This window comes from Proteus sp. G4415 (assembly GCF_963896075.1).
GTDB classification, from domain to species: Bacteria; Pseudomonadota; Gammaproteobacteria; order Enterobacterales; family Enterobacteriaceae; genus Proteus; species Proteus mirabilis.
Map to the genome: position 1 here is coordinate 34,496 of NZ_CAWQOK010000104.1, position 18,391 is coordinate 52,886.

Annotated in this window: 17 protein-coding genes; 5 read left to right on the forward strand and 12 right to left on the reverse strand. The window is 40.7% G+C overall.

Going from position 1 to position 18,391, the window contains the following annotated elements; genetic code table 11:
* Window positions 1–120 precede the first annotated feature (120 nt).
* Complete coding sequence (gene mutM / locus AACU95_RS12140) at window positions 121–945, forward strand: bifunctional DNA-formamidopyrimidine glycosylase/DNA-(apurinic or apyrimidinic site) lyase (RefSeq protein ID WP_020946521.1); 825 nt, start codon at window positions 121–123, stop codon at window positions 943–945.
* On the opposite strand, the gene coaD is transcribed toward mutM, so the two are convergent.
* From coaD to rfaQ, 6 genes are all read right to left on the reverse strand, one after another.
* The gene (coaD, locus tag AACU95_RS12145; protein ID WP_004246474.1) at window positions 942–1,427 is read right to left on the reverse strand and encodes a pantetheine-phosphate adenylyltransferase; all 486 of its coding nucleotides are present in this window, start codon (window positions 1,425–1,427) and stop codon (window positions 942–944) included. The two genes, mutM and coaD, sit on opposite strands and share 4 nt — an antisense overlap.
* Entirely contained in the window at window positions 1,417–2,196 is a 780-nt protein-coding gene (locus AACU95_RS12150; protein WP_036908582.1) for a glycosyltransferase family 2 protein, read from the reverse strand. Before AACU95_RS12150 ends, coaD begins: the two co-directional genes overlap by 11 nt.
* The gene (waaA, locus tag AACU95_RS12155; protein ID WP_004246472.1) at window positions 2,196–3,473 is read right to left on the reverse strand and encodes a lipid IV(A) 3-deoxy-D-manno-octulosonic acid transferase; all 1,278 of its coding nucleotides are present in this window, start codon (window positions 3,471–3,473) and stop codon (window positions 2,196–2,198) included. Before waaA ends, AACU95_RS12150 begins: the two co-directional genes overlap by 1 nt.
* 81 nt (window positions 3,474–3,554) lie before the next feature.
* Window positions 3,555–4,658, reverse strand: a complete 1,104-nt coding sequence (locus tag AACU95_RS12160) for a glycosyltransferase (RefSeq protein ID WP_036908579.1) — start codon at window positions 4,656–4,658, stop codon at window positions 3,555–3,557.
* Complete coding sequence (locus tag AACU95_RS12165) at window positions 4,655–5,788, reverse strand: glycosyltransferase family 4 protein (RefSeq protein ID WP_161737071.1); 1,134 nt, start codon at window positions 5,786–5,788, stop codon at window positions 4,655–4,657. The genes AACU95_RS12160 and AACU95_RS12165 overlap by 4 nt, the downstream gene beginning before the upstream one ends.
* Window positions 5,788–6,855 (reverse strand): putative lipopolysaccharide heptosyltransferase III, encoded by a 1,068-nt coding sequence (gene rfaQ, locus AACU95_RS12170; protein WP_049199802.1) that lies wholly within the window; start codon window positions 6,853–6,855, stop codon window positions 5,788–5,790. The genes AACU95_RS12165 and rfaQ overlap by 1 nt, the downstream gene beginning before the upstream one ends.
* 159 nt (window positions 6,856–7,014) lie before the next feature.
* Here rfaQ and AACU95_RS12175 point away from each other — a divergent pair, with 159 nt between their 5' ends.
* Window positions 7,015–7,977 carry a polysaccharide deacetylase family protein gene (locus tag AACU95_RS12175; protein WP_141192077.1) on the forward strand — a complete coding sequence of 321 codons (963 nt, stop codon included), beginning with the start codon at window positions 7,015–7,017 and terminating at the stop codon, window positions 7,975–7,977.
* A 1-nt stretch (window position 7,978) separates the two neighbouring features.
* Entirely contained in the window at window positions 7,979–9,055 is a 1,077-nt protein-coding gene (locus tag AACU95_RS12180; protein ID WP_141192078.1) for a glycosyltransferase family 9 protein, read from the forward strand.
* 16 nt (window positions 9,056–9,071) lie between these two features.
* Here AACU95_RS12180 and rfaC read toward each other — a convergent pair whose 3' ends face one another.
* From rfaC to rfaD, 3 genes are read right to left on the reverse strand one after another with little or no spacing between them, the layout of a single operon-like run.
* Complete coding sequence (rfaC, locus tag AACU95_RS12185; protein ID WP_161737072.1) at window positions 9,072–10,031, reverse strand: lipopolysaccharide heptosyltransferase RfaC; 960 nt, start codon at window positions 10,029–10,031, stop codon at window positions 9,072–9,074.
* Window positions 10,028–11,080, reverse strand: a complete 1,053-nt coding sequence (gene rfaF, locus AACU95_RS12190; RefSeq protein ID WP_012368660.1) for an ADP-heptose--LPS heptosyltransferase RfaF — start codon at window positions 11,078–11,080, stop codon at window positions 10,028–10,030. Before rfaF ends, rfaC begins: the two co-directional genes overlap by 4 nt.
* A gap of 9 nt (window positions 11,081–11,089) precedes the next feature.
* Window positions 11,090–12,028: an ADP-glyceromanno-heptose 6-epimerase gene (gene rfaD / locus AACU95_RS12195; protein ID WP_012368661.1), complete on the reverse strand. Its 939-nt coding sequence runs from the start codon at window positions 12,026–12,028 to the stop codon at window positions 11,090–11,092.
* Between the two features lie 267 nt (window positions 12,029–12,295).
* On the opposite strand from rfaD, the gene AACU95_RS12200 reads away from it, so the two are divergent.
* Both AACU95_RS12200 and tdh read left to right on the forward strand, forming a co-directional pair.
* Window positions 12,296–13,495 carry a glycine C-acetyltransferase gene (locus AACU95_RS12200; protein WP_161737073.1) on the forward strand — a complete coding sequence of 400 codons (1,200 nt, stop codon included), beginning with the start codon at window positions 12,296–12,298 and terminating at the stop codon, window positions 13,493–13,495.
* A 9-nt stretch (window positions 13,496–13,504) separates the two neighbouring features.
* Entirely contained in the window at window positions 13,505–14,530 is a 1,026-nt protein-coding gene (gene tdh / locus AACU95_RS12205) for an L-threonine 3-dehydrogenase (protein WP_004246460.1), read from the forward strand.
* A gap of 81 nt (window positions 14,531–14,611) precedes the next feature.
* On the opposite strand, the gene AACU95_RS12210 is transcribed toward tdh, so the two are convergent.
* From AACU95_RS12210 to envC, 3 genes are all read right to left on the reverse strand, one after another.
* Window positions 14,612–15,670 (reverse strand): Abi family protein, encoded by a 1,059-nt coding sequence (locus AACU95_RS12210; RefSeq protein WP_004249737.1) that lies wholly within the window; start codon window positions 15,668–15,670, stop codon window positions 14,612–14,614.
* A 247-nt stretch (window positions 15,671–15,917) separates the two neighbouring features.
* Window positions 15,918–16,883 (reverse strand): divergent polysaccharide deacetylase family protein, encoded by a 966-nt coding sequence (locus tag AACU95_RS12215; RefSeq protein ID WP_049201536.1) that lies wholly within the window; start codon window positions 16,881–16,883, stop codon window positions 15,918–15,920.
* A 2-nt stretch (window positions 16,884–16,885) separates the two neighbouring features.
* Complete coding sequence (gene envC / locus AACU95_RS12220; protein ID WP_004246458.1) at window positions 16,886–18,178, reverse strand: murein hydrolase activator EnvC; 1,293 nt, start codon at window positions 18,176–18,178, stop codon at window positions 16,886–16,888.
* Window positions 18,179–18,391 lie beyond the last annotated feature (213 nt).

The following is an 18,391-nucleotide window of genomic DNA, read 5'->3' on the forward strand; positions in this document are numbered from 1 at the left end:
ATAAGCTGCCACTGTCCTTTATGTTATATTGCTCTAGCGGTTTGTGGGGATGAATGGCTCATCATACAATAAAAATGATGTTATCGCTGTATTTCTCAAGTGACAATAATGGAGTGACTTGTGCCAGAATTACCAGAAGTTGAAACCAGTCGCCGAGGTATTGAGCCTCATTTAGTGGGCAATATCTTGCACTACGCGATAGTGCGTAACAGTAAATTACGTTGGCCTGTTTCTGAAAAAATCAAAACCTTGCTGGATGAACCGATTTTAAGTGTTAAACGGCGCGCTAAATATCTGTTAATTGAATTAAATCAAGGGTGGATCATTGTTCATTTAGGCATGTCCGGCAGTGTACGTATCTTGCCAGAAGAGCAGCCTGAAGAGAAACACGATCATATTGATTTAGTGTTTCGTGATGGCAAGGTACTACGCTATACCGATCCGCGTCGTTTCGGTGCATGGCTATGGTGTGAAGATTTAGCCACCAGCTCCGTATTAGCCCATTTAGGGCCAGAGCCGCTTTCGGCGCAATTTAACGCGCAATATTTATATCAACAAAGCAAAAATAAAAAAATCGCCATCAAACCATGGCTAATGGATAACAAACTGGTGGTGGGTGTCGGCAATATTTATGCGAATGAAGCACTCTTTTCATCAGGGATCATGCCAGATAGAAAAGCCAGTAGCTTAACCGAGCAAGAGTGTGACGTATTGGTTAATGCCATTAAAGCGGTATTAACTCGCTCGATAGAGCAAGGGGGAACCACCTTAAAAGATTTTCTACAATCTGATGGTAAACCAGGTTATTTTGCCCAAGAGCTATTTGTCTACGGGCGCAAAGATAAAGCGTGCTTAATTTGTGGTCATACTATTGAAAGTATTAAGCAGGGGCAACGTAGCACTTTCTTTTGCCGACATTGCCAACATGGTGAAATAACCGATTAACGCTTACCGAGTTTTTGTAGCATTGCTGTAGCAACCACTTCAGGTAAAAAAGTCGATACATCGCCGTCATGACGTGCCACATCTTTGATCAGTGAAGAAGAAACAAAAGAGAGATTTTGTGAAGGCAACAAAAAGACACTATCGAGATCTGGAGCAAAATGACGGTTCATATTCGCCAGTTGCCACTCATATTCAAAATCAGAAACCGAGCGTACGCCACGGATCAAAATGGTCGCTTGCTGTTTTTTAGCAAAATTCGCCATTAACTCACAAAAGCCGACAACTTCCACATTCGGCAGGTGTTGGGTGACTTCTTTTGCTAAAGCGACACGCTCTTCTAAACTAAACATAGGGTTTTTACGGGCGCTGGCGGCAATAGCTAATAACACCGTGTCAAACATACCCGCAGCACGAGTGAGAATATCAATATGCCCATAGGTGATGGGATCAAAGGTTCCAGGGTAGATAGCTTTATTTTTCATATTCACGGTTTTTCCGGCTAAGTTCCCATAATGAGGCGTATTTATTAAAGGTATACTGTGCATTAACAAATGCCAATATTAATCCCTGTTTTCCATCTAAAATACCCATTCTCAGTAACCAAGTTTTAAAAAACGCCCCCAGCGTATGGCTAATAATAGCGCTATAACGGGTAGTTTTACCCTGCTGATTGCGCTCTTGTGCCCATGCTTTAGCGTATTTTAGCTGTTTTTGTTGGAACTCGATTAAATCACGACAAGTAAGATGCAGCAGATCCCCTGGTAAAGTTTTAATGGTTGCGCCTTGGGTTTCTAATGACTCATGAACCAAATTATCGTTATATTGATACTGTTCACGAGCATAAAGGCGGGTTACTTTATCGGGATACCAACCACTATGTTTCATAAAACGACCCATAAACAGGTTACGGCGAGCACAATTATAAACCACACCCGATTCAGGTTGTTGTAACACGGCTTGAATACTGGCTTTTAACTCAGGGGTAATACGCTCATCACTATCAATCATAAAAATATAATCGCCTGTGGCGTATTGCTGTGCTAATTGTCGCTGTTTACCAAACCCCGGCCATGGGGTGTTGCTAAATACTTTAGCCCCTTTTTCACGGGCCAATTGGCAAGTTGCATCGTCGCTCCCTGAGTCTAAAACAATAATTTCATCAGCCCATTGTACCGAGTCTAAACATGCTTCAATAACATCCGCAACGTTTTTACTGATCATCACGACCGAGAGACGTTTATTTTCACTCATCAGTGACTCCGTGGTGGCAGATAAGGAGAGAGTAAGGTTAATAAGCGCAATAACGCCCCTTGATTCTCATGAAGTACCTCAACGGCATGGTGTCCATAATAGCGGCGATAGTCTTCATCATTGAGTAATGAGGCGATAGCCGTCGCCATAGAGTCACTATCAGTGACGGTAATTAGCCCTTCTGCTTGGTCTAACTTGGCACAGATATTTTTAAAATTAAAAGTATAAGGCCCCATTAATACCGGAATGGCATGGGCTGCGGCTTCTAATGGGTTATGTCCACCGCGCTCGACTAAACTGCCTCCAACAAAGGCCAGATCAGCAATACCATATAGCAACATTAACTCCCCCATAGTATCGCCTATCACCACTTGGGTTTGTGCATCAGGAATAGCATCGCTACTGCGTAGGGTATATTTAAAGCCGGCCTCTTGGGTAAGTTGCTCTGCTTTTGCAAAACGCTCAGGATGGCGGGGAACTAAAATCAGCAACAGTTGAGGAAATTGTGCCAGTAATTTTTTATGGGTATCTAAGACAATCGCCTCTTCCCCTTCATGGGTACTGGTGGCTATCCAGACAGGGCGATGTGCTGCCCACTGACGACGTAGTGCCACGGCTTTAGCAGCGAGCTCAGGGGTGACCGAGATATCAAACTTTAAGCTACCGGTAATATGCAGATGTGAGCGTTTTAGCCCTAAAGCAATAAAACGTTCGCCATCTTCCTGATTTTGGGCAGCAATTAAGGTAATTTTTCTCAGCATCGTTTTGACAAAACTACCTAGTTTTTGATAACCCGCTGCTGAGCGCTCTGATAAGCGAGCATTAGCAATAATCAATGGGATTTTGCGACGATAAAGCTGTGAGATAAGATTTGGCCACAGCTCTGTTTCCATGATGATCACCAATTTAGGATCAACCGTTGTAAGAAAACGATTAACTGAGCCGGGTAAATCATAAGGAAGGTAGACATGGTACACATCGTCACCAAATGCAGAGCGTACACGCTCTGAGCCTGTTGGTGTCATGGTGGTGACGGTAATAGGTAAATCGGGATAATGGTGGCGTAATGCACGAACAAGAGGTACAGCGGCAAGTGTTTCACCCACTGAAACGGAGTGTAATAAAATGCCATGAGGCGCGACTTTGCCTCGACAAAAGCCATAGCGCTCACCCCACCGTTTGCGATAGGCGGGTGCTTTGCGGCTGCGTAATAAAAGACGTAGCCAAATCAGAGGTTGAATAAGGTAAAGAAGTACCTGATATAAACGCAACAACATGCTATCAAATTCACTTATCTGGACGAAAGCCTATAGTACCACACTGTGTAGGAGAAAGTGTGTAAAACAAGTCGGCGTGTATTACGGAATTAAAGCGATATACTGCTTTAAAATATGGTTTATTTCAAATTTTGCATAAGATGATGGCAATATTTGAGGTGGTGCGTAATAAGCGAGACGTAGTTTATCTGCGAGTGAGTCTGCATCCATATCTGAAAGATAGTTAGCCAGTTCGTCTGTCATAATTTCACTTACGCCACCAGGGCAACGAGTGCTTACAATGGGCGTTCCACAGATAAGAGCTTCAATTAGTACGGTTGGTAATCCTTCACTGTCAGAGCTGAGTGCAACAACTTTAGCACCTTGAATGATAGGGAGTGGATTGGCGATAAAACCCGCTAATATGACTTTTTCATTTAAATTGAGTTGGGCAATTTGCTGCTGTAATTGTTGCTTAATAACGGGAGTACCTTCTCCTAATAGAATAAGTTGACAAGGTATATTGGCTTTAGCGAAAGCATTTATCAATCTATCTTGTCGTTTAACTTCATGGAATCGCCCAACATGCAAAATATACGCTTTCCCTGCAAACGGGTTAGGTTGTGAGGCTTTATGTTGGATCTCCATAATATTAAATGGGTTATAAATTGTTTTTAATTGCTGTGCATCGACGCCAATAGCATGTATTAAATCGTCTTTTACCGCATTAGAAACACAAATAAGGTTTTTATCTTTATAAACTCGCTGAATTTTCTTCTTTTTTAACCAATAAGAGAAACCCGATTTATTACCAAGATAAGATTGTGAATAGATCCCATGAATACAGTACCAAACATTACAATGTCTTAGTTGTTTCGCTCGACAAACAATACGGTCTGTCTTATGTAAATTAGAAAGTACCAATGCAGGACGACCTTTTTGTGCAAAAAGTCGCGTTAATACCTTATCAAGAGATTTTGCTCTGCGAGATATCTCTGTTAGTTTTCTAAAGATACCTCGGTATTCATCATGATCAACAATATAGTCAATAAAATCAGGTAATTCATACGCCAATTTATTATGTAAGGATAAAAGAGTGACTTGATATCCTTGCTGATGAAAACCATTAGCCAGCCTGAGCGTGACATTTTCAGCGCCACCACCTGGTAATCCATCAATAATAAAAAGTATATGTCGTTGATTCACAAAGTTAATATCCGTTTATAAAGTGAAATAAGCTCGTCTGATAATCGCTTCGGTGTATAGGGGAGGATGGTTTCTCGCGCCACTTGCGACATTTCAGACCATGCTGAGTTTGTTGGAATTTGCACAATTGCCTCTGTTAATGCAGGAATATCTAACGCATCACAAACAAACCCATTTTTACCATTTTGAATAAATTCTGCCCCACCACAACTGGTTGAAGTGATCACAGGCAAACCACATGATAACGCCTCAAGAATAACATTGGGAAACGGATCGTAAAGCGTTGGTAGTAATAAGGCATCGGCTATTTGATAAAAGTCGAGCGTCTTTTTTTGCATACCCAAAAAGAAGATACGCTGTCTACAGCCTAATTGTGTTGCAAGTTGTTCATATTTTGGCTGATTTTTATCACTACCTACGACAAGTAAGATTGACGATGTATTGGCAATGGCTGAAATAGCTGCAGCTAACCCTTTTCGTTCAAATCCCGATCCTACATAAATAAAACAAGGCTTATCTTGAGGGATATTATACTGTGTTTTTAAGCGCTGTTTTTGAGAATTTGTTGCTGGTACAAAAACATTATGGTCAATTGCATTATAAATAACAGATATTTTATCGGCAGAGAGGCCAAAATCCGCAATAATTTCCTTTTTCACCATCTGTGAGTTACAAATAACTTGTTTTAACGCTGGATCAGCATACATCTGTTGTTCTGCATTCATCACATAACGGTGGTATCTATCATAAAATAACCAACGTCCTTTCCAACGAGGTAATATTTTCTGTCGTTGTAATAACCAACGACGATGTACGCCATCACCTGCACGAAAAATATCACATCCCGCGATACGCTCATGGCTTTGTACAATATCAAAGTGGTTTTCTTGCCAGCATGCTCTAGCCGTTTTAGCAAAACCAGACTCCCGACTAATACGACCATATTTTTTGGGGTTGCATAGATGTATATGCCAATCAGGATGGGTATCACCCTGCCATTGTCGAGTAATGACGTTAAGTTCTAGTGCATCACTAGATAAGGCATCAAGTGCACGTGCGATAAAGCGCTCAGCACCGCCATCTGGACGGTATTTTTGTCTAACAATGGCTAATCGTAAAGGGGCGTTCATTAGCTTAAGTACCTTTTTGCTGCATTAAATACAGCATCAACGGGAATAGCAGAAAGATAACGTTGTTGTGTATCGGTTTTTATTTGATCTGGGTGGGGGATTTTAGCGTAATTACCTGCCCAAATAGTTTCTCCAATGGCTTGCCAAGGATGCCAATGCTCTAGTTTTGATGGGCCAAAGAGTGCGACTAGCGGTGTTTTTAATGCAGCCGCCATATGCATAGCTACAGAATCAACACCAATAAAAAGAGCCGCATGATCAATTAATGCCGCAAGCTGAGAGAGTGATGTTTTTCCTGCTAATACATTAATTGATGTTTTATCAGGACACTGAGCTAAAATATTTTCTATCATCTCAAGCTCTTTCGCTTCTGGCCCTGATGTTAACACAATTGAGTAATTATCTTGCTGAAGCTGAGTAATTAATGTCGCCATTTTATCTTCATTCCAACATTTAAAAAACCAACGAGAGGTTGGTTGAATAACAATATAGTTTTTAGGGATATGATGCTTTTTAATTGTCTCTTCTAACCATTGTTTATCTTGGTGGCTATATGCCATGGTAACATCAGAAATAATTGGTACATTAAGAGGGGCTAGAATAGAAAGATTTTGCTCTACAGTGTGTAATTGTCCATGCTCAGCAGTAGGGACAATAATGTTATGACATTTTTGCCAAAACTTACTATTTTGCCGTTTTTCAAATTCAAACCCTAGGCGCACTGGGGCTTTGGTAACTAAGGCGAAAATAGCGGCTTTCCATTGGTCAGCTAAATTCACCACTAAGTCATATTGCTGTTTTTGTAAGATTTTCCCTAGTTGCCACTCTTTTTTTAATCGTGTGAACTTACCTTGATATTTCCAATTTCGGTCAAGATAAAAAATATGATTTATTAATGGATTATGTTCAAGCATCGGTAATGTTTCTTTGTATAATAAAACATCAATCTTTGCATTAGGATAAGCTGATTTTAACGAATTAATAACAGGTGTCGTTAATAACATATCTCCATGATGTTGAAGTTTAATAACCAGTATTCTGTTAAATGATTGATTTATATTATTCATAATTACTTTAGCTTCAATGAGATACTTTAATTGTAAACAAATCCGTAGAATGCATCTACCATACCTTGTTTATATTATTTGAATTGACGTTTTCTACTGCGTAACATAAGTCAATTGATACAATTATGAGCCTATAATCCATAAGTTGACGGGGAATGCATGAAAAAACCAGCATTTATTATCACATTAGATACCGAAGGCGATAATCTTTGGGAAAATGAGCATAACATTACTACGCAAAATACGCATTTTTTACCCCGTTTTCAGCAACTTTGCGAACGTTTTCAATTTAAACCCGTTTGGCTAACCAACTATGAAATGGCAATAGATGAAGCCTATATTGAGTTTGCACAAGATGTGATAGCCCGTAACACTGGGGAAATTGGTATGCACCTTCATGCATGGAATAGTCCCCCACTTGTTGCGTTAACGGACAATGATCTCCATTATCAGCCTTATTTAATTGAATACCCCAAATCGCAGATGCGTGACAAAATTGCCTTTATGACTGACTTACTGGAAAATAAACTACAAACAAAAATGTTAAGTCACCGTGCTGGGCGTTGGGCATTTAATGAAACTTATGCGCAGCTATTGATTGAATTTGGTTATCAAGTCGATTGCTCAGTCACACCCAAAGTCGATTGGCGTTTTACTAAAGGTGATCCGGCACAATCAGGCGGTACAAATTACAGTAATTTCCCAAGCCATGCGTACTTTATGGATGTTAATGATATCAGCAAAGCAGGGGATTCAACGTTACTTGAAGTGCCAATGAGTATTCAATATAAACATTCCCCTTTTATGAATAAAATTAAGCAAGGGTACGATAAGCTAAGAGGTAAACAACGCTCACCTTCAGTGAATTGGTTACGCCCTAAAGGGGGAAATGCACAACAGATGATTGAAGTGGCACAAAAATCTTTAGCCCAAGGTCACTCTCATATTGAATTTATGTTGCACTCTTCAGAGTTTATGCCTGGTGGAAGCCCTACTTTTAGAACAGAACAAGATATTGATGGCTTATATCATGATTTAGAAACACTATTTAATTTCTTACAAGATAAAGTACTGGGAATGACATTGGCTGAGTATTATCACAATAAAGTGCAGGCAAAATAAGATGAAGTTAAAGAAATTAAAATGGGTGCACTATTTTCTAAATCTCTATAACCCACTCTTTGGTAAGATGAAAAAAACGGCAACATTTTCATCTGATATCAAATTTAACAGTATTGTTATTTTTTCAACCACAGCGTTGGGGGATTTTATGTTTAATACCCCAGCCATCAGAGCAATTCGTGCACATTATCCTGATGCACATATCACACTGGTTTCTAGTGTAAAAAATAAGCTATTAGTGGAAAACTATGAGCAAATAGATAGTGTGGTGTATTGGGATAATAAGATCAGAAACTTGTTACCGGTGGCTTTACAAGCTAAAAAGTATAAACCTGAGTTAGCGATTATTTTACATTCCCACCTCCCTTATGACGTATTATTTGCCTTGATGGCAGGTTGCCAATATATTTTACGCAATACTTTTCATGTTATTCCTGAGTGGTTCCGAAAATGGATTATTGCTGAACACCAACCCTCTCAATATCATGTGATCCAAAGCAAATTAAATATTATTCGTTATTTAGGAATTGATTGTTCTGATACTAGAATGGAGCTCCCTTGTAAAATAGAACCATTAGCTCAAAGTAACAATAGCATTGTTGGTTTTCAGATGGGAGCATCAACACAAGAGCGTAGATGGCCTGTTGGATCTTTTGTGGAATTAGCGAAAAAATTAATTGATAGTGCGCCATTATTACAAATAAAGCTAATAGGTTCATCGAGAGAGCTGGAATTGCCAGAAGAGTTTTTTGCTTTATTACCTGAAAGATATCATCAAAATATAGAAAATCTGGTAGGTAAAACCTCACTACCTGATCTGTTAAGTCAAATAAAAACCATGGCGGTATTAGTTACGGGAGACACCGGCCCGCTACATTTGGCAATAGCATTACAAGTACCTACAGTAAGTTTATTTGTAACCGCAAATCCAAAGTGGACAGGACCTTATCAAGATCTCGATATTCATACTATTATCCATAAGATCCCGCAACAAGATGAAAATAGAGCACTTTCGATGGATTTGATTACTGTTGATGAGGTTCTAACCGCAGTAAATAACACCCTAAAAGATAAATAACTTTTAGGGTATTGGGTTAAATCTTAAGTATATTAAAAACCTTTTGAGGCGTGATCTCCCCAATATCCCCACCTGCTGCTTTTAACGACCTTTGTGCCTTACCATAACCGCCGATTAATCCCGGATCGGTAGGGCCAAAGAGGGTAATATTCGGCTTATCTAAGGCTGCGGTTAAATGGCTTAATCCGGTATCGACAGAAACGACACTTTGCGCTCCAGCAATCACTTGAGCTACTTCTGCGAGTGACATTTTGGGTAATACATCAACATAGTCAAAACCTTGTGCAAGGCGTATTGCACGCTGATGTTCATGCTCTGCGCCCCAAGGTAGTTTGATACGTAAACCTGAATTCGCCAGTAATGCAATTAACTCTCGCCAATGGGCTTCGAGCCAATGTTTCTCATCACGGGTAGTGGCGTGTAAGAAGACTAAATAAGGGCGTTTATCAATAGCGGGTAATGAGAGAAAATGCTGTGCTATACCATAGTCCCCTTGAGTGGTGGGGAGTGGGTAATTAAGGCTGAGGGCAAATAGCTGGCGGATACGCTCTACCGCATGCATTTTTTTACTGACATTGTGGCGAATATCGTAGAAAAAACTCGCTAAAGGCTCTCTAGCACTTTGACGAGAATAGCCGTGTTTGGCGCCTTTCGCATAGCGTGTAACTAAAAAAGCGCTTTTTAGTAAACCTTGGGCATCAATCACCGCATCATAATGATGTGCTTGTATCGCGTGACGAAATTGTGCACGTTCAGCGCGAATGAGCGCACTAAACCAGTTTTTACGCCAACGGCGTATTGCGACAGGAATAACGGTATCAACAGCTGGGTGCCAGCTTGGAATTTGCGCAAAACCTTCTTCAACGGCCCAATCAAAACAGATCTCAGGATATGCTGCTCTTGCATCAGTTAATGCTGGTAGGGTATGCAGTACATCCCCCATGGAAGAGGTTTTAACAATCAGTACCCGCTTCATAGCGATGGCTCCGTAGCGAGTAATTGCTCGAGTTCGCTAAAGACTTGTTCCGGTTGAATGTCGATTAAGCTTTGGTGATAACCTTGTTCAGCATCGCCTTTACGCACTTTGTGATAGCCAGTAATTAAACGAATAACACGGGCTTTATCAGATAACGGGGGGGTAAAGTCGGGACTACTTGGGCCATAAAGGGCAACTAATGGACGCTCTAATGCTGCGGCGACATGCATTAAGCCAGAATCGTTACTGACCACGGCTTTACAAGCAGCAATGAGGTTAACGGCTTGCTCAAGAGAAGTCTCACCGGCCAGATTAATACAAGCAGCTTGGGCATCGGGGGTTAAGGCGTGTTTGATCTCTTCCCCTGCAGGCTTATCTTTTTGTGAACCGAATAAGAAAATCTGATAGCCATATTCGCTAATAAGTTTCTGGGCTAATGTCGCGTAGTGGTAATGAGGCCAGCGTTTAGCAGGACCAAATTCCGCCCCCGGACAAAAACCGATAGCAGGGCGCTGTGTAGATAATGAAAAGTGCTTAAGTGTGGTAGTGATATCTTTGTCAGAGACAGCCAGTTTTGGCCATAATAACGGCTTTGGTAAATCAGCGGCTGAATGTACCTGCTGTTTATCGTAAGCAAGCGCAACATAACGCTCTACCATTAATGGAAATGCGGCTTTATCCAACGGGCGTAAATCATTTAATAATCCATAACGCATTTCTCCTCGCCAGCCAGTACGTTTAGGAATAGCGGCAAAGAAAGGCACTAAAGCAGATTTAAATGAGTTAGGTAAAACATAAGCATGAGTATAACCTTTGGCTTTTAGTTGTTTACCTAAGCGGCGACGCTCACCAATTGCTAAGGCACCGTGACCTAAAGGCATAGCAATGGCATTATCGACCTCGGGCATTTTCTCTAATAATGGACGACACCAAGCGGGTGCCATCACATCAATAGTTGCCGCAGGATGTAACGCTTTTAATGTACGATATAGGCTTTGGGACATCATCATATCCCCAACCCAAGAAGGCCCTACCACAAAAATTTTCATAAACCGCGATTACTTATCCTGATTTAACCATTGCATATAAAGAGCAACACCTTCTGCGACCGTTTTAAAAGGGGCGCTGTAGCCTGCTTTGCGTAAATTTGTCAGATCAGCTTGTGTAAAGGCTTGATAACGACCTTTGAGTTTCTCAGGGAATTCAATATGCTCAACAGAGAGATCTTTATCGTTATGATAAGCGATAACTGCATCAGCCACGGCTTGGAACGATTCTGCGCGGCCGGTACCACAATTATAAATACCGGAGACATTGTTGCGCCAGAACCATAAATTAACCGCAGCCACATCACCCACATAAATAAAGTCACGTTGGAAGGTTTCACTACCTTCAAATAATTTGGGATTTTGCCCGTCATTGACTTGTGTATTTAAATGGAAGGCAACACTGGCCATACTGCCTTTATGTCCTTCACGGGGGCCATACACATTAAAATAACGGAAACCACACACCATAGATTGTGCTTCAGGTAAAATTTGGCGCACATATTCATCAAACAAGAATTTAGAGTAGCCATACACATTAAGTGGGGCTTCATATTTTCTTTCTTCAATAAAATGATCAGTACGGCCACCATAAGTGGCAGCAGAAGAGGCATATAAGAAAGGAATTTGGCGATCGAGGCAATAATGCAGTAACTCTTTAGAATATTGATAGTTATTATCCATCATATATTTGCCATCCCATTCGGTAGTAGAAGAGCATGCTCCTTCATGGAATACGGCATCAATATCACCAAAATCATCACCGGCTACAATACTGGCAATAAAGTCTTCTTTATCCATATAGTCAGCGATATTAAGATCGACAAGATTCACAAATTTTGTGCCATCTTTTAGGTTATCAACCACTAAAATATCGGTATAACCTTCATCATTTAATGCTTTAACAATATTGCTGCCGATAAAACCTGCACCGCCAGTGACGATAATCATATGGCTACCCCTTTATATAAAATCTAAAAATTAGCTCTGCAACTATAATAACACTGAACAGCGTGAACGGTAGCATTCATCATAGAAGAGTAGAGTGAAATTCTTGAAAATCGCAGTGATGATTAGTGATCTTAATTACATAAATAACATTATTTATTTACATTTGTCGTTTTTAATCGAACAAAAGCATAAAATAAGAAACAATAATGATTATATTATAGTCAACTCTAGCTCTTATCTCTTTTCGTCTCTGCCTTAGGAGAAAGCATGTCTACTCACTCTTTCTATCAACAAATTAATCAACAACTCGAACAAACACGTCAAGATGGCTTATTTAAAAATGAGCGGATCATCACTTCTTCGCAAAGTGCCGATATTGCGGTTGCTGATGGTAGTCATGTTATTAACTTTTGTGCCAATAACTACTTAGGTTTAGCTAACCACCCACAACTTATTGCAGCGGCGAAAGCGGGAATGGATAGCCACGGTTTTGGTATGGCGTCGGTGCGTTTTATCTGCGGAACGCAAGATCTACATAAAACGTTAGAAAAGAACATCGCTGAATTTTTGGGTATGGAAGATGCCATTTTGTACTCCTCTTGTTTTGATGCCAATGGTGGGTTATTTGAAACACTGATGGGATCTGAAGATGCAATTATTTCTGATGCGCTAAATCACGCATCGATTATTGATGGTGTTCGTTTATGTAAAGCCAAGCGTTATCGCTATGCCAATAACGATATGGTGGCGTTACGTGCCCAACTTGAACAGGCCAAAGCAGATAATGCCCGCCATATTATGATTGCCACCGATGGGGTGTTCTCTATGGATGGGGTGATTGCTGATCTAAAAAGTATCTGTGATTTGGCTGACGAATATGGCGCATTAGTGATGGTGGATGACTCGCATGCGGTGGGGTTTGTCGGCGCACAAGGGCGCGGTACCCATGAGTATTGTGATGTATTAGATCGCGTCGATATCATCACAGGAACATTAGGTAAAGCTTTAGGTGGCGCATCGGGTGGTTATACCGCAGCTCGTAAAGAAGTGGTGGAGTGGTTACGTCAACGCTCTCGTCCTTATCTATTCTCAAATTCTTTAGCCCCTGCAATTGTGAGCGCCTCTATTGCAGTTTTAGATATGCTGAAATCAGGGGATGAACTGCGCGCTCGTTTATGGCGTAACGCAGCACTTTTTCGTGAAAAAATGACGGCAGCAGGTTTTACTTTGGCGGGAGCTGATCACGCGATTATTCCTGTGATGTTAGGAGATGCCAAATTAGCGCAACAATTTGCAGCACATTTACTTGATGAAGGTATTTATGTCACCGGCTTTTTCTACCCAGTAGTACCACAAGGGCAAGCACGTATTCGTACACAAATGTCAGCGGCACACACCCCAGAACAAATTGAACGTGCTGTTGCTGCATTTATTAAAATCGGTAAGCAACTTAATGTGATTGCATAAGGTTCTAATATGAAAGCATTGTCAAAATTAAAAGCACAACCCGGTATCTGGATGACCGATGTACCCGTACCTGAGCTTGGTCATAACGATGTGATGATCAAGATCCGTAAAACTGCCATTTGTGGTACAGATGTTCATATTTATAACTGGGATGAATGGTCACAAAAAACCATACCGGTTCCCATGGTGGTTGGCCATGAATATATTGGTGAGATTGTTGCTATTGGCCAAGAGGTTAAAGGTTTTAATATTGGTGATCGCGTCTCGGGGGAAGGGCATATTACTTGCGGTCATTGTCGTAATTGCCGTGGTGGGCGTACACACTTATGCCGTAATACCATTGGTGTTGGCGTAAATCGTCCGGGTTGTTTTGCTGAATATCTGGTTATTCCCGCCTTTAATGCATTTAAAATTCCTGACAATATTCCGGATGAACTGGCGGCTATTTTTGATCCCTTTGGTAACGCAGTACACACGGCGTTATCTTTTGATTTAGTGGGGGAAGATGTACTGGTTTCAGGTGCGGGACCCATTGGTATTATGGCGGCAGCAATCTGTAAACATGTGGGGGCACGCCATGTGGTGATCACCGATGTTAATGAATACCGCCTTGATCTGGCTAAAAAAATGGGTGTCACCCGAGCAGTCAATGTTAGCAAAGAAAATCTAACAGATGTGATGAAAGAATTAGGTATGACCGAAGGCTTTGATGTTGGATTAGAAATGTCCGGTGCGCCACCGGCTTTTCGCACCATGCTTAGTACGATGAATCATGGTGGTCGTATTGCTTTACTGGGTATTCCTCCCTCAGATATGGCTATTGATTGGGGACAAGTCATTTTTAAAGGATTATTTATTAAAGGTATTTATGGTCGTGAGATGTTTGAAACATGGTATAAGATGGCGGCGCTGATCCAGTCGGGTCTTGATCTCTCACCGATTATTACTCATCAATTTCCTATCGATGAATTCCAAAAAGGCTTTGATATTATGCGTTCAGGTCAATCGGGCAAAGTAATTTTAGATTGGCAGTAGGAGTTATAAAGCGCCCTGAACGGTGAAAGGGCGCTACCTCTTTTAAATAAATACCTATATTGAGGGTAAAATAGATTTGTATTATATTTGTCGATGAGGTTTTTCTATTATTCCTCTAACAAGATTATTTGAATTTGTAACAACTAGATATTTTATTTTTTTACTTTGAAATATTTTCTTTGCATGAAGAAAACTTTCAGAATCACCAAAAATAGCAATATTCTTTTTAATTCTTCTATTAGTAACGATGTCACCAATAGTTAATGTACTAAGATCCATCATAAGAGTTTTATCTTTATCAACAGCGGAAAGGAAGTATTGAGCAATTTCTCGTAGATCTACGATGAGCTCTTTGTCTTCACAATAGATAAAGCGGCTTTTAGGAATTGGTAATAAGGCATCTGAACTTTGGACAATAGTAAAATCGATATCCGCTTTATCTTTTAATAGGGGTTTAGGTTGTCCAGATGGTGCTGGTTGCGATGCAATAACTAACTCAACGGTTGAATGTGATTTCACCCAAATTTGAACTTCATTATTGATATAACCTATAGCCTTTAAAATATCTTGATAGCGTGCATTATAAGGTTGGTCTAAAATTGGCTCATAATGAGCGATTCGATTCCTAAAATCATTGATTTTCTTTATAAGAGCAAAAAATTCACCTCGAGATAGGGATAGGTTACTATAGCTAAATTTAGAGAAATTAGTTCGCCAAAATTTATTGTAATCAGCGTGAAGTAGGAATGTCCAAAACTCAAATGTGCTACTAGCGACTACATCGTCGATAGAGTTTGATTTTGCGTTTGACTTTGCTTTTTGTAGGCTATCTTTGCTTTTGGGTTTGAGCATATCAATAAAGTTAGGATCTTCATGCCAATCATCACGATTGAATGCTTCTTTTAGTACCCACTGTATGCGATTTCGTAAAGTTACTTCTAATATATGTAATGGAAACAACAGAGATTTTGATAATCTAGCATTATATAGATATTGATGAAATGCTTTTTCGTAATCATAACCAGCGCTCCTCATATAAGGAAGCAGTCTTTCAATAGATAGGCTTGTTTCAATCCATTGTGCTTTTTGTTTTAAGTTAACTATTTCTGTATATGGGTAAGGTTGTTGACTTTCCGCCATGTTTTTCTATAATCCCTTTCAGAGCAGTTTTTTGGCCCCACTGGCAACTTGTGTTGTTATGCGCCCTTAAACAATCTACTTAGAGTCCCGAGGCGAGCTTTAGTTAGCAGACCTTGGGATTTGTCTTTTGGGGATATAATAAACAAAACAATTAGCCTAGTCCTCTCAAAAAATAGAAATTAATATCATCTTCTTTTTCTTCAAGTAACCTAATTTGATCTGAATATTTTCCACTAAATATTTTTATTTATTCGACTTTATCTTTGTTGCTTTCTAAATGCTGGGAAGGGGATTGCTTATCTTGTTCGAAGGTCATTAATTTTTTAGTAAGTACTTTCATAAGAGTACTTTTTTTCATCGAAATAATGGCTTGTTGTGCTGGTTTTAACCATGTTGCAGGTTTTGGCTCTTTAGATTGTTCTGTTGGCGGTATAACAGCGGGTGGCTCTTGTACCATTGGGCTGTCTGGTGAAGGGGTTAACAAACCACTGGGTGCGACTAGCTGAATATCGGCAGGTAGTAGTGGCAACTGCTGTTGTAATGCCCTTACGGTTGAAGGGTGGGGGTGACCAATAGCAATGGCAAAACCATTTTTACGCGCTAAATTAATAGCACGATTAAGCTGTTGTCGGGTTTCTGCTTCTGTTTGCACATTATCTAAAAATACATGCCGGCGTAAAGAAGGAACGCCAGCCGCTTTGGCTGCTGTGGCCGCTTGCGTATTGCCAATGGTGACACTATCAAGAAAATAGAGATCAGAATGATTAAGGGCTTTGATCACTCTATCCATCGCTTGCCTATCCGATGTCATCGCACTCCCCATATGATTATTCATACCCACAGCATAAGGCACACGATTAATTGCATTTTGAATAATGCGATTAATTTCAGCCTGATCCATGGAAGGCTTTAAGGTATCTTTTTCTAATGGTTGTTTGCTAATGGGTGCCATTGGCATATGAATAAGAATCTCTCGTCCTTGGGCATGGGCTTTTGTTGCCATCTCTTTACCATGGGGCGAGTTGGGTAAGATGGCAATAGAAACGGCTGTTGGCAGTTGTAAGATTTGGTTATCTTCTTTTTTTCGATAACCAAAATCATCAATAACAATGGCCAACTTTGCCGAAAAAGCAGGTGCACTGAATAGAAAACTTAGCAACATTAAACTAAGTGTTAGCGCGATATTTCGTTGTAATGTGCCAAGTAAATGCAAAACTACCTCCCAAGCCAAGGAACTGGGTTGACTGCTTTTCCTTGGCGTCTAATTTCAAAATAGAGCGCTGAGCGCTCTTGTCCACCACTGTTTCCTACCAAGGCGATAGGTTGTCCAGCTTTGACTTGTTGACCAACATTGACTAACGCACTTTGGTTATAGCCATAAAGGCTCATATCCCCTTTACCGTGCTCAACGACGACCACTAAACCATACCCTTGTAGCCAGTCGGCTAACAGCACCCGACCATCCGCAATCGCTTTTACTTCAGTGCCTTGTGCCGCGGGGATCACAATTCCTTTCCAACGTAATTCACCCGAGCCGGAAATAGACTCACCAAAGCGGTGTAATAAACTGCCTCTAATAGGCCAAATAGCCTGACCTGCAGGTTTACCCAATCCGCCAGTACGGGACATTAAAGAGCGTTCTTCGGCGGTGGGTTTATAGGTCGAACCACGCTGTTGCGCTTCACGTTGCTTGGCGGCAATACGAGCAGCTTCCCGTGCTTCACGCTCAGCTCGCGCTTTGGCTTCACGCTCTGCTTGAGCAATTTTATTTCTTAAGCGTGTTTCATTAGCACGCATGGTGGCTAAATTGCGTTGATCTTCTTTTAAGGTTGATTCTAGTTGCGTTAATGTTTTTTGACGTGCAGCTAGCGCATTATCTAGTTTTTGTTTCTCTTGTTGCTGTTTGGTGAGTACCTGCTTTTGCTCGTTCTGTTTCGCTTGTTGGGCGTCTTTTTCTGCCTGTAGCTCTTTGGAAGTTTGAGCCAATTGCTCCATTGACTGTTTACGCGCTTCATTTATATAACTGTAATAGGCTAAGATCCGCTCTTCTCGCTGACCTTCTTCACCGCGAAACAGTAACTCAATACCTTGATGTTTCCCTTGTCGGTAAGCCGCATCGAGTTGGCGTGCTAGCAGTGCTTGTTGCTCGTTATATTGCTTTTGCAATCGGGCAATATTTGCTGTGATGGTTTTGATCTCTTTAGCTAAGGTTTGTAAGCGGTTTTGCGTCTCATGCACAGAGCGGCTGGCATTAGCGATTTGCGTCTCTTGTGATTTGAGTTGTCCAAGTAAAGCCGTGCGCTGTTTTTGTTGCTCTTGAACGCGCTTTTCTTTTTCAGCAATGGTGGTTTGCAGATCTTTTAACTGACTACGATTATCCGTTAATGTATTGGCAAAAGCGCTGGTTGCAGAAAACAGAGATGTGCTAATCAGTAGCGTGATTAACGGTAAAGAAAATACACGGTAAGTACGGTGTGTTGTGTTCTGAAGATCCTTTTTCTCTGCCATCTGACCAAAGTACCTTTAATAACAGTTTATAAGATTATTTCATGTCGCTAATCAACTGACCAGTTAACAGGAAATAAAGTCGTAATTTCAGATAATACCTAACAGTTAATCTAATGAACTCAGAGATGATAATAAAGCAATAATAGTCGGAAAGAGGAAAAAAGCAGCACAATGTGTAACAGCGCAATAGAATAGCTATCACGCTGTACACAG

Excerpts from the sequence above, each read along its gene's own strand:
- coaD (WP_004246474.1), bottom strand. The coding sequence starts at position 1,427 with ATGAAAAATAAAGCTATCTACCCTGGAACCTTTGATCCCATCACCTAT.
- AACU95_RS12150 (WP_036908582.1), bottom strand. The coding sequence starts at position 2,196 with ATGAGTGAAAATAAACGTCTCTCGGTCGTGATGATCAGTAAAAACGTT.
- waaA (WP_004246472.1), bottom strand. The coding sequence starts at position 3,473 with ATGTTGTTGCGTTTATATCAGGTACTTCTTTACCTTATTCAACCTCTG.
- AACU95_RS12165 (WP_161737071.1), bottom strand. The coding sequence starts at position 5,788 with ATGAACGCCCCTTTACGATTAGCCATTGTTAGACAAAAATACCGTCCA.
- rfaQ (WP_049199802.1), bottom strand. The coding sequence starts at position 6,855 with ATGAATAATATAAATCAATCATTTAACAGAATACTGGTTATTAAACTT.
- AACU95_RS12175 (WP_141192077.1), top strand. The coding sequence starts at position 7,015 with ATGAAAAAACCAGCATTTATTATCACATTAGATACCGAAGGCGATAAT.
- AACU95_RS12180 (WP_141192078.1), top strand. The coding sequence starts at position 7,979 with ATGAAGTTAAAGAAATTAAAATGGGTGCACTATTTTCTAAATCTCTAT.
- rfaC (WP_161737072.1), bottom strand. The coding sequence starts at position 10,031 with ATGAAGCGGGTACTGATTGTTAAAACCTCTTCCATGGGGGATGTACTG.
- rfaF (WP_012368660.1), bottom strand. The coding sequence starts at position 11,080 with ATGAAAATTTTTGTGGTAGGGCCTTCTTGGGTTGGGGATATGATGATG.
- rfaD (WP_012368661.1), bottom strand. The coding sequence starts at position 12,028 with ATGATTATCGTCACTGGCGGTGCAGGTTTTATCGGCAGCAATATTGTT.
- AACU95_RS12200 (WP_161737073.1), top strand. The coding sequence starts at position 12,296 with ATGTCTACTCACTCTTTCTATCAACAAATTAATCAACAACTCGAACAA.
- tdh (WP_004246460.1), top strand. The coding sequence starts at position 13,505 with ATGAAAGCATTGTCAAAATTAAAAGCACAACCCGGTATCTGGATGACC.
- AACU95_RS12210 (WP_004249737.1), bottom strand. The coding sequence starts at position 15,670 with ATGGCGGAAAGTCAACAACCTTACCCATATACAGAAATAGTTAACTTA.
- envC (WP_004246458.1), bottom strand. The coding sequence starts at position 18,178 with ATGGCAGAGAAAAAGGATCTTCAGAACACAACACACCGTACTTACCGT.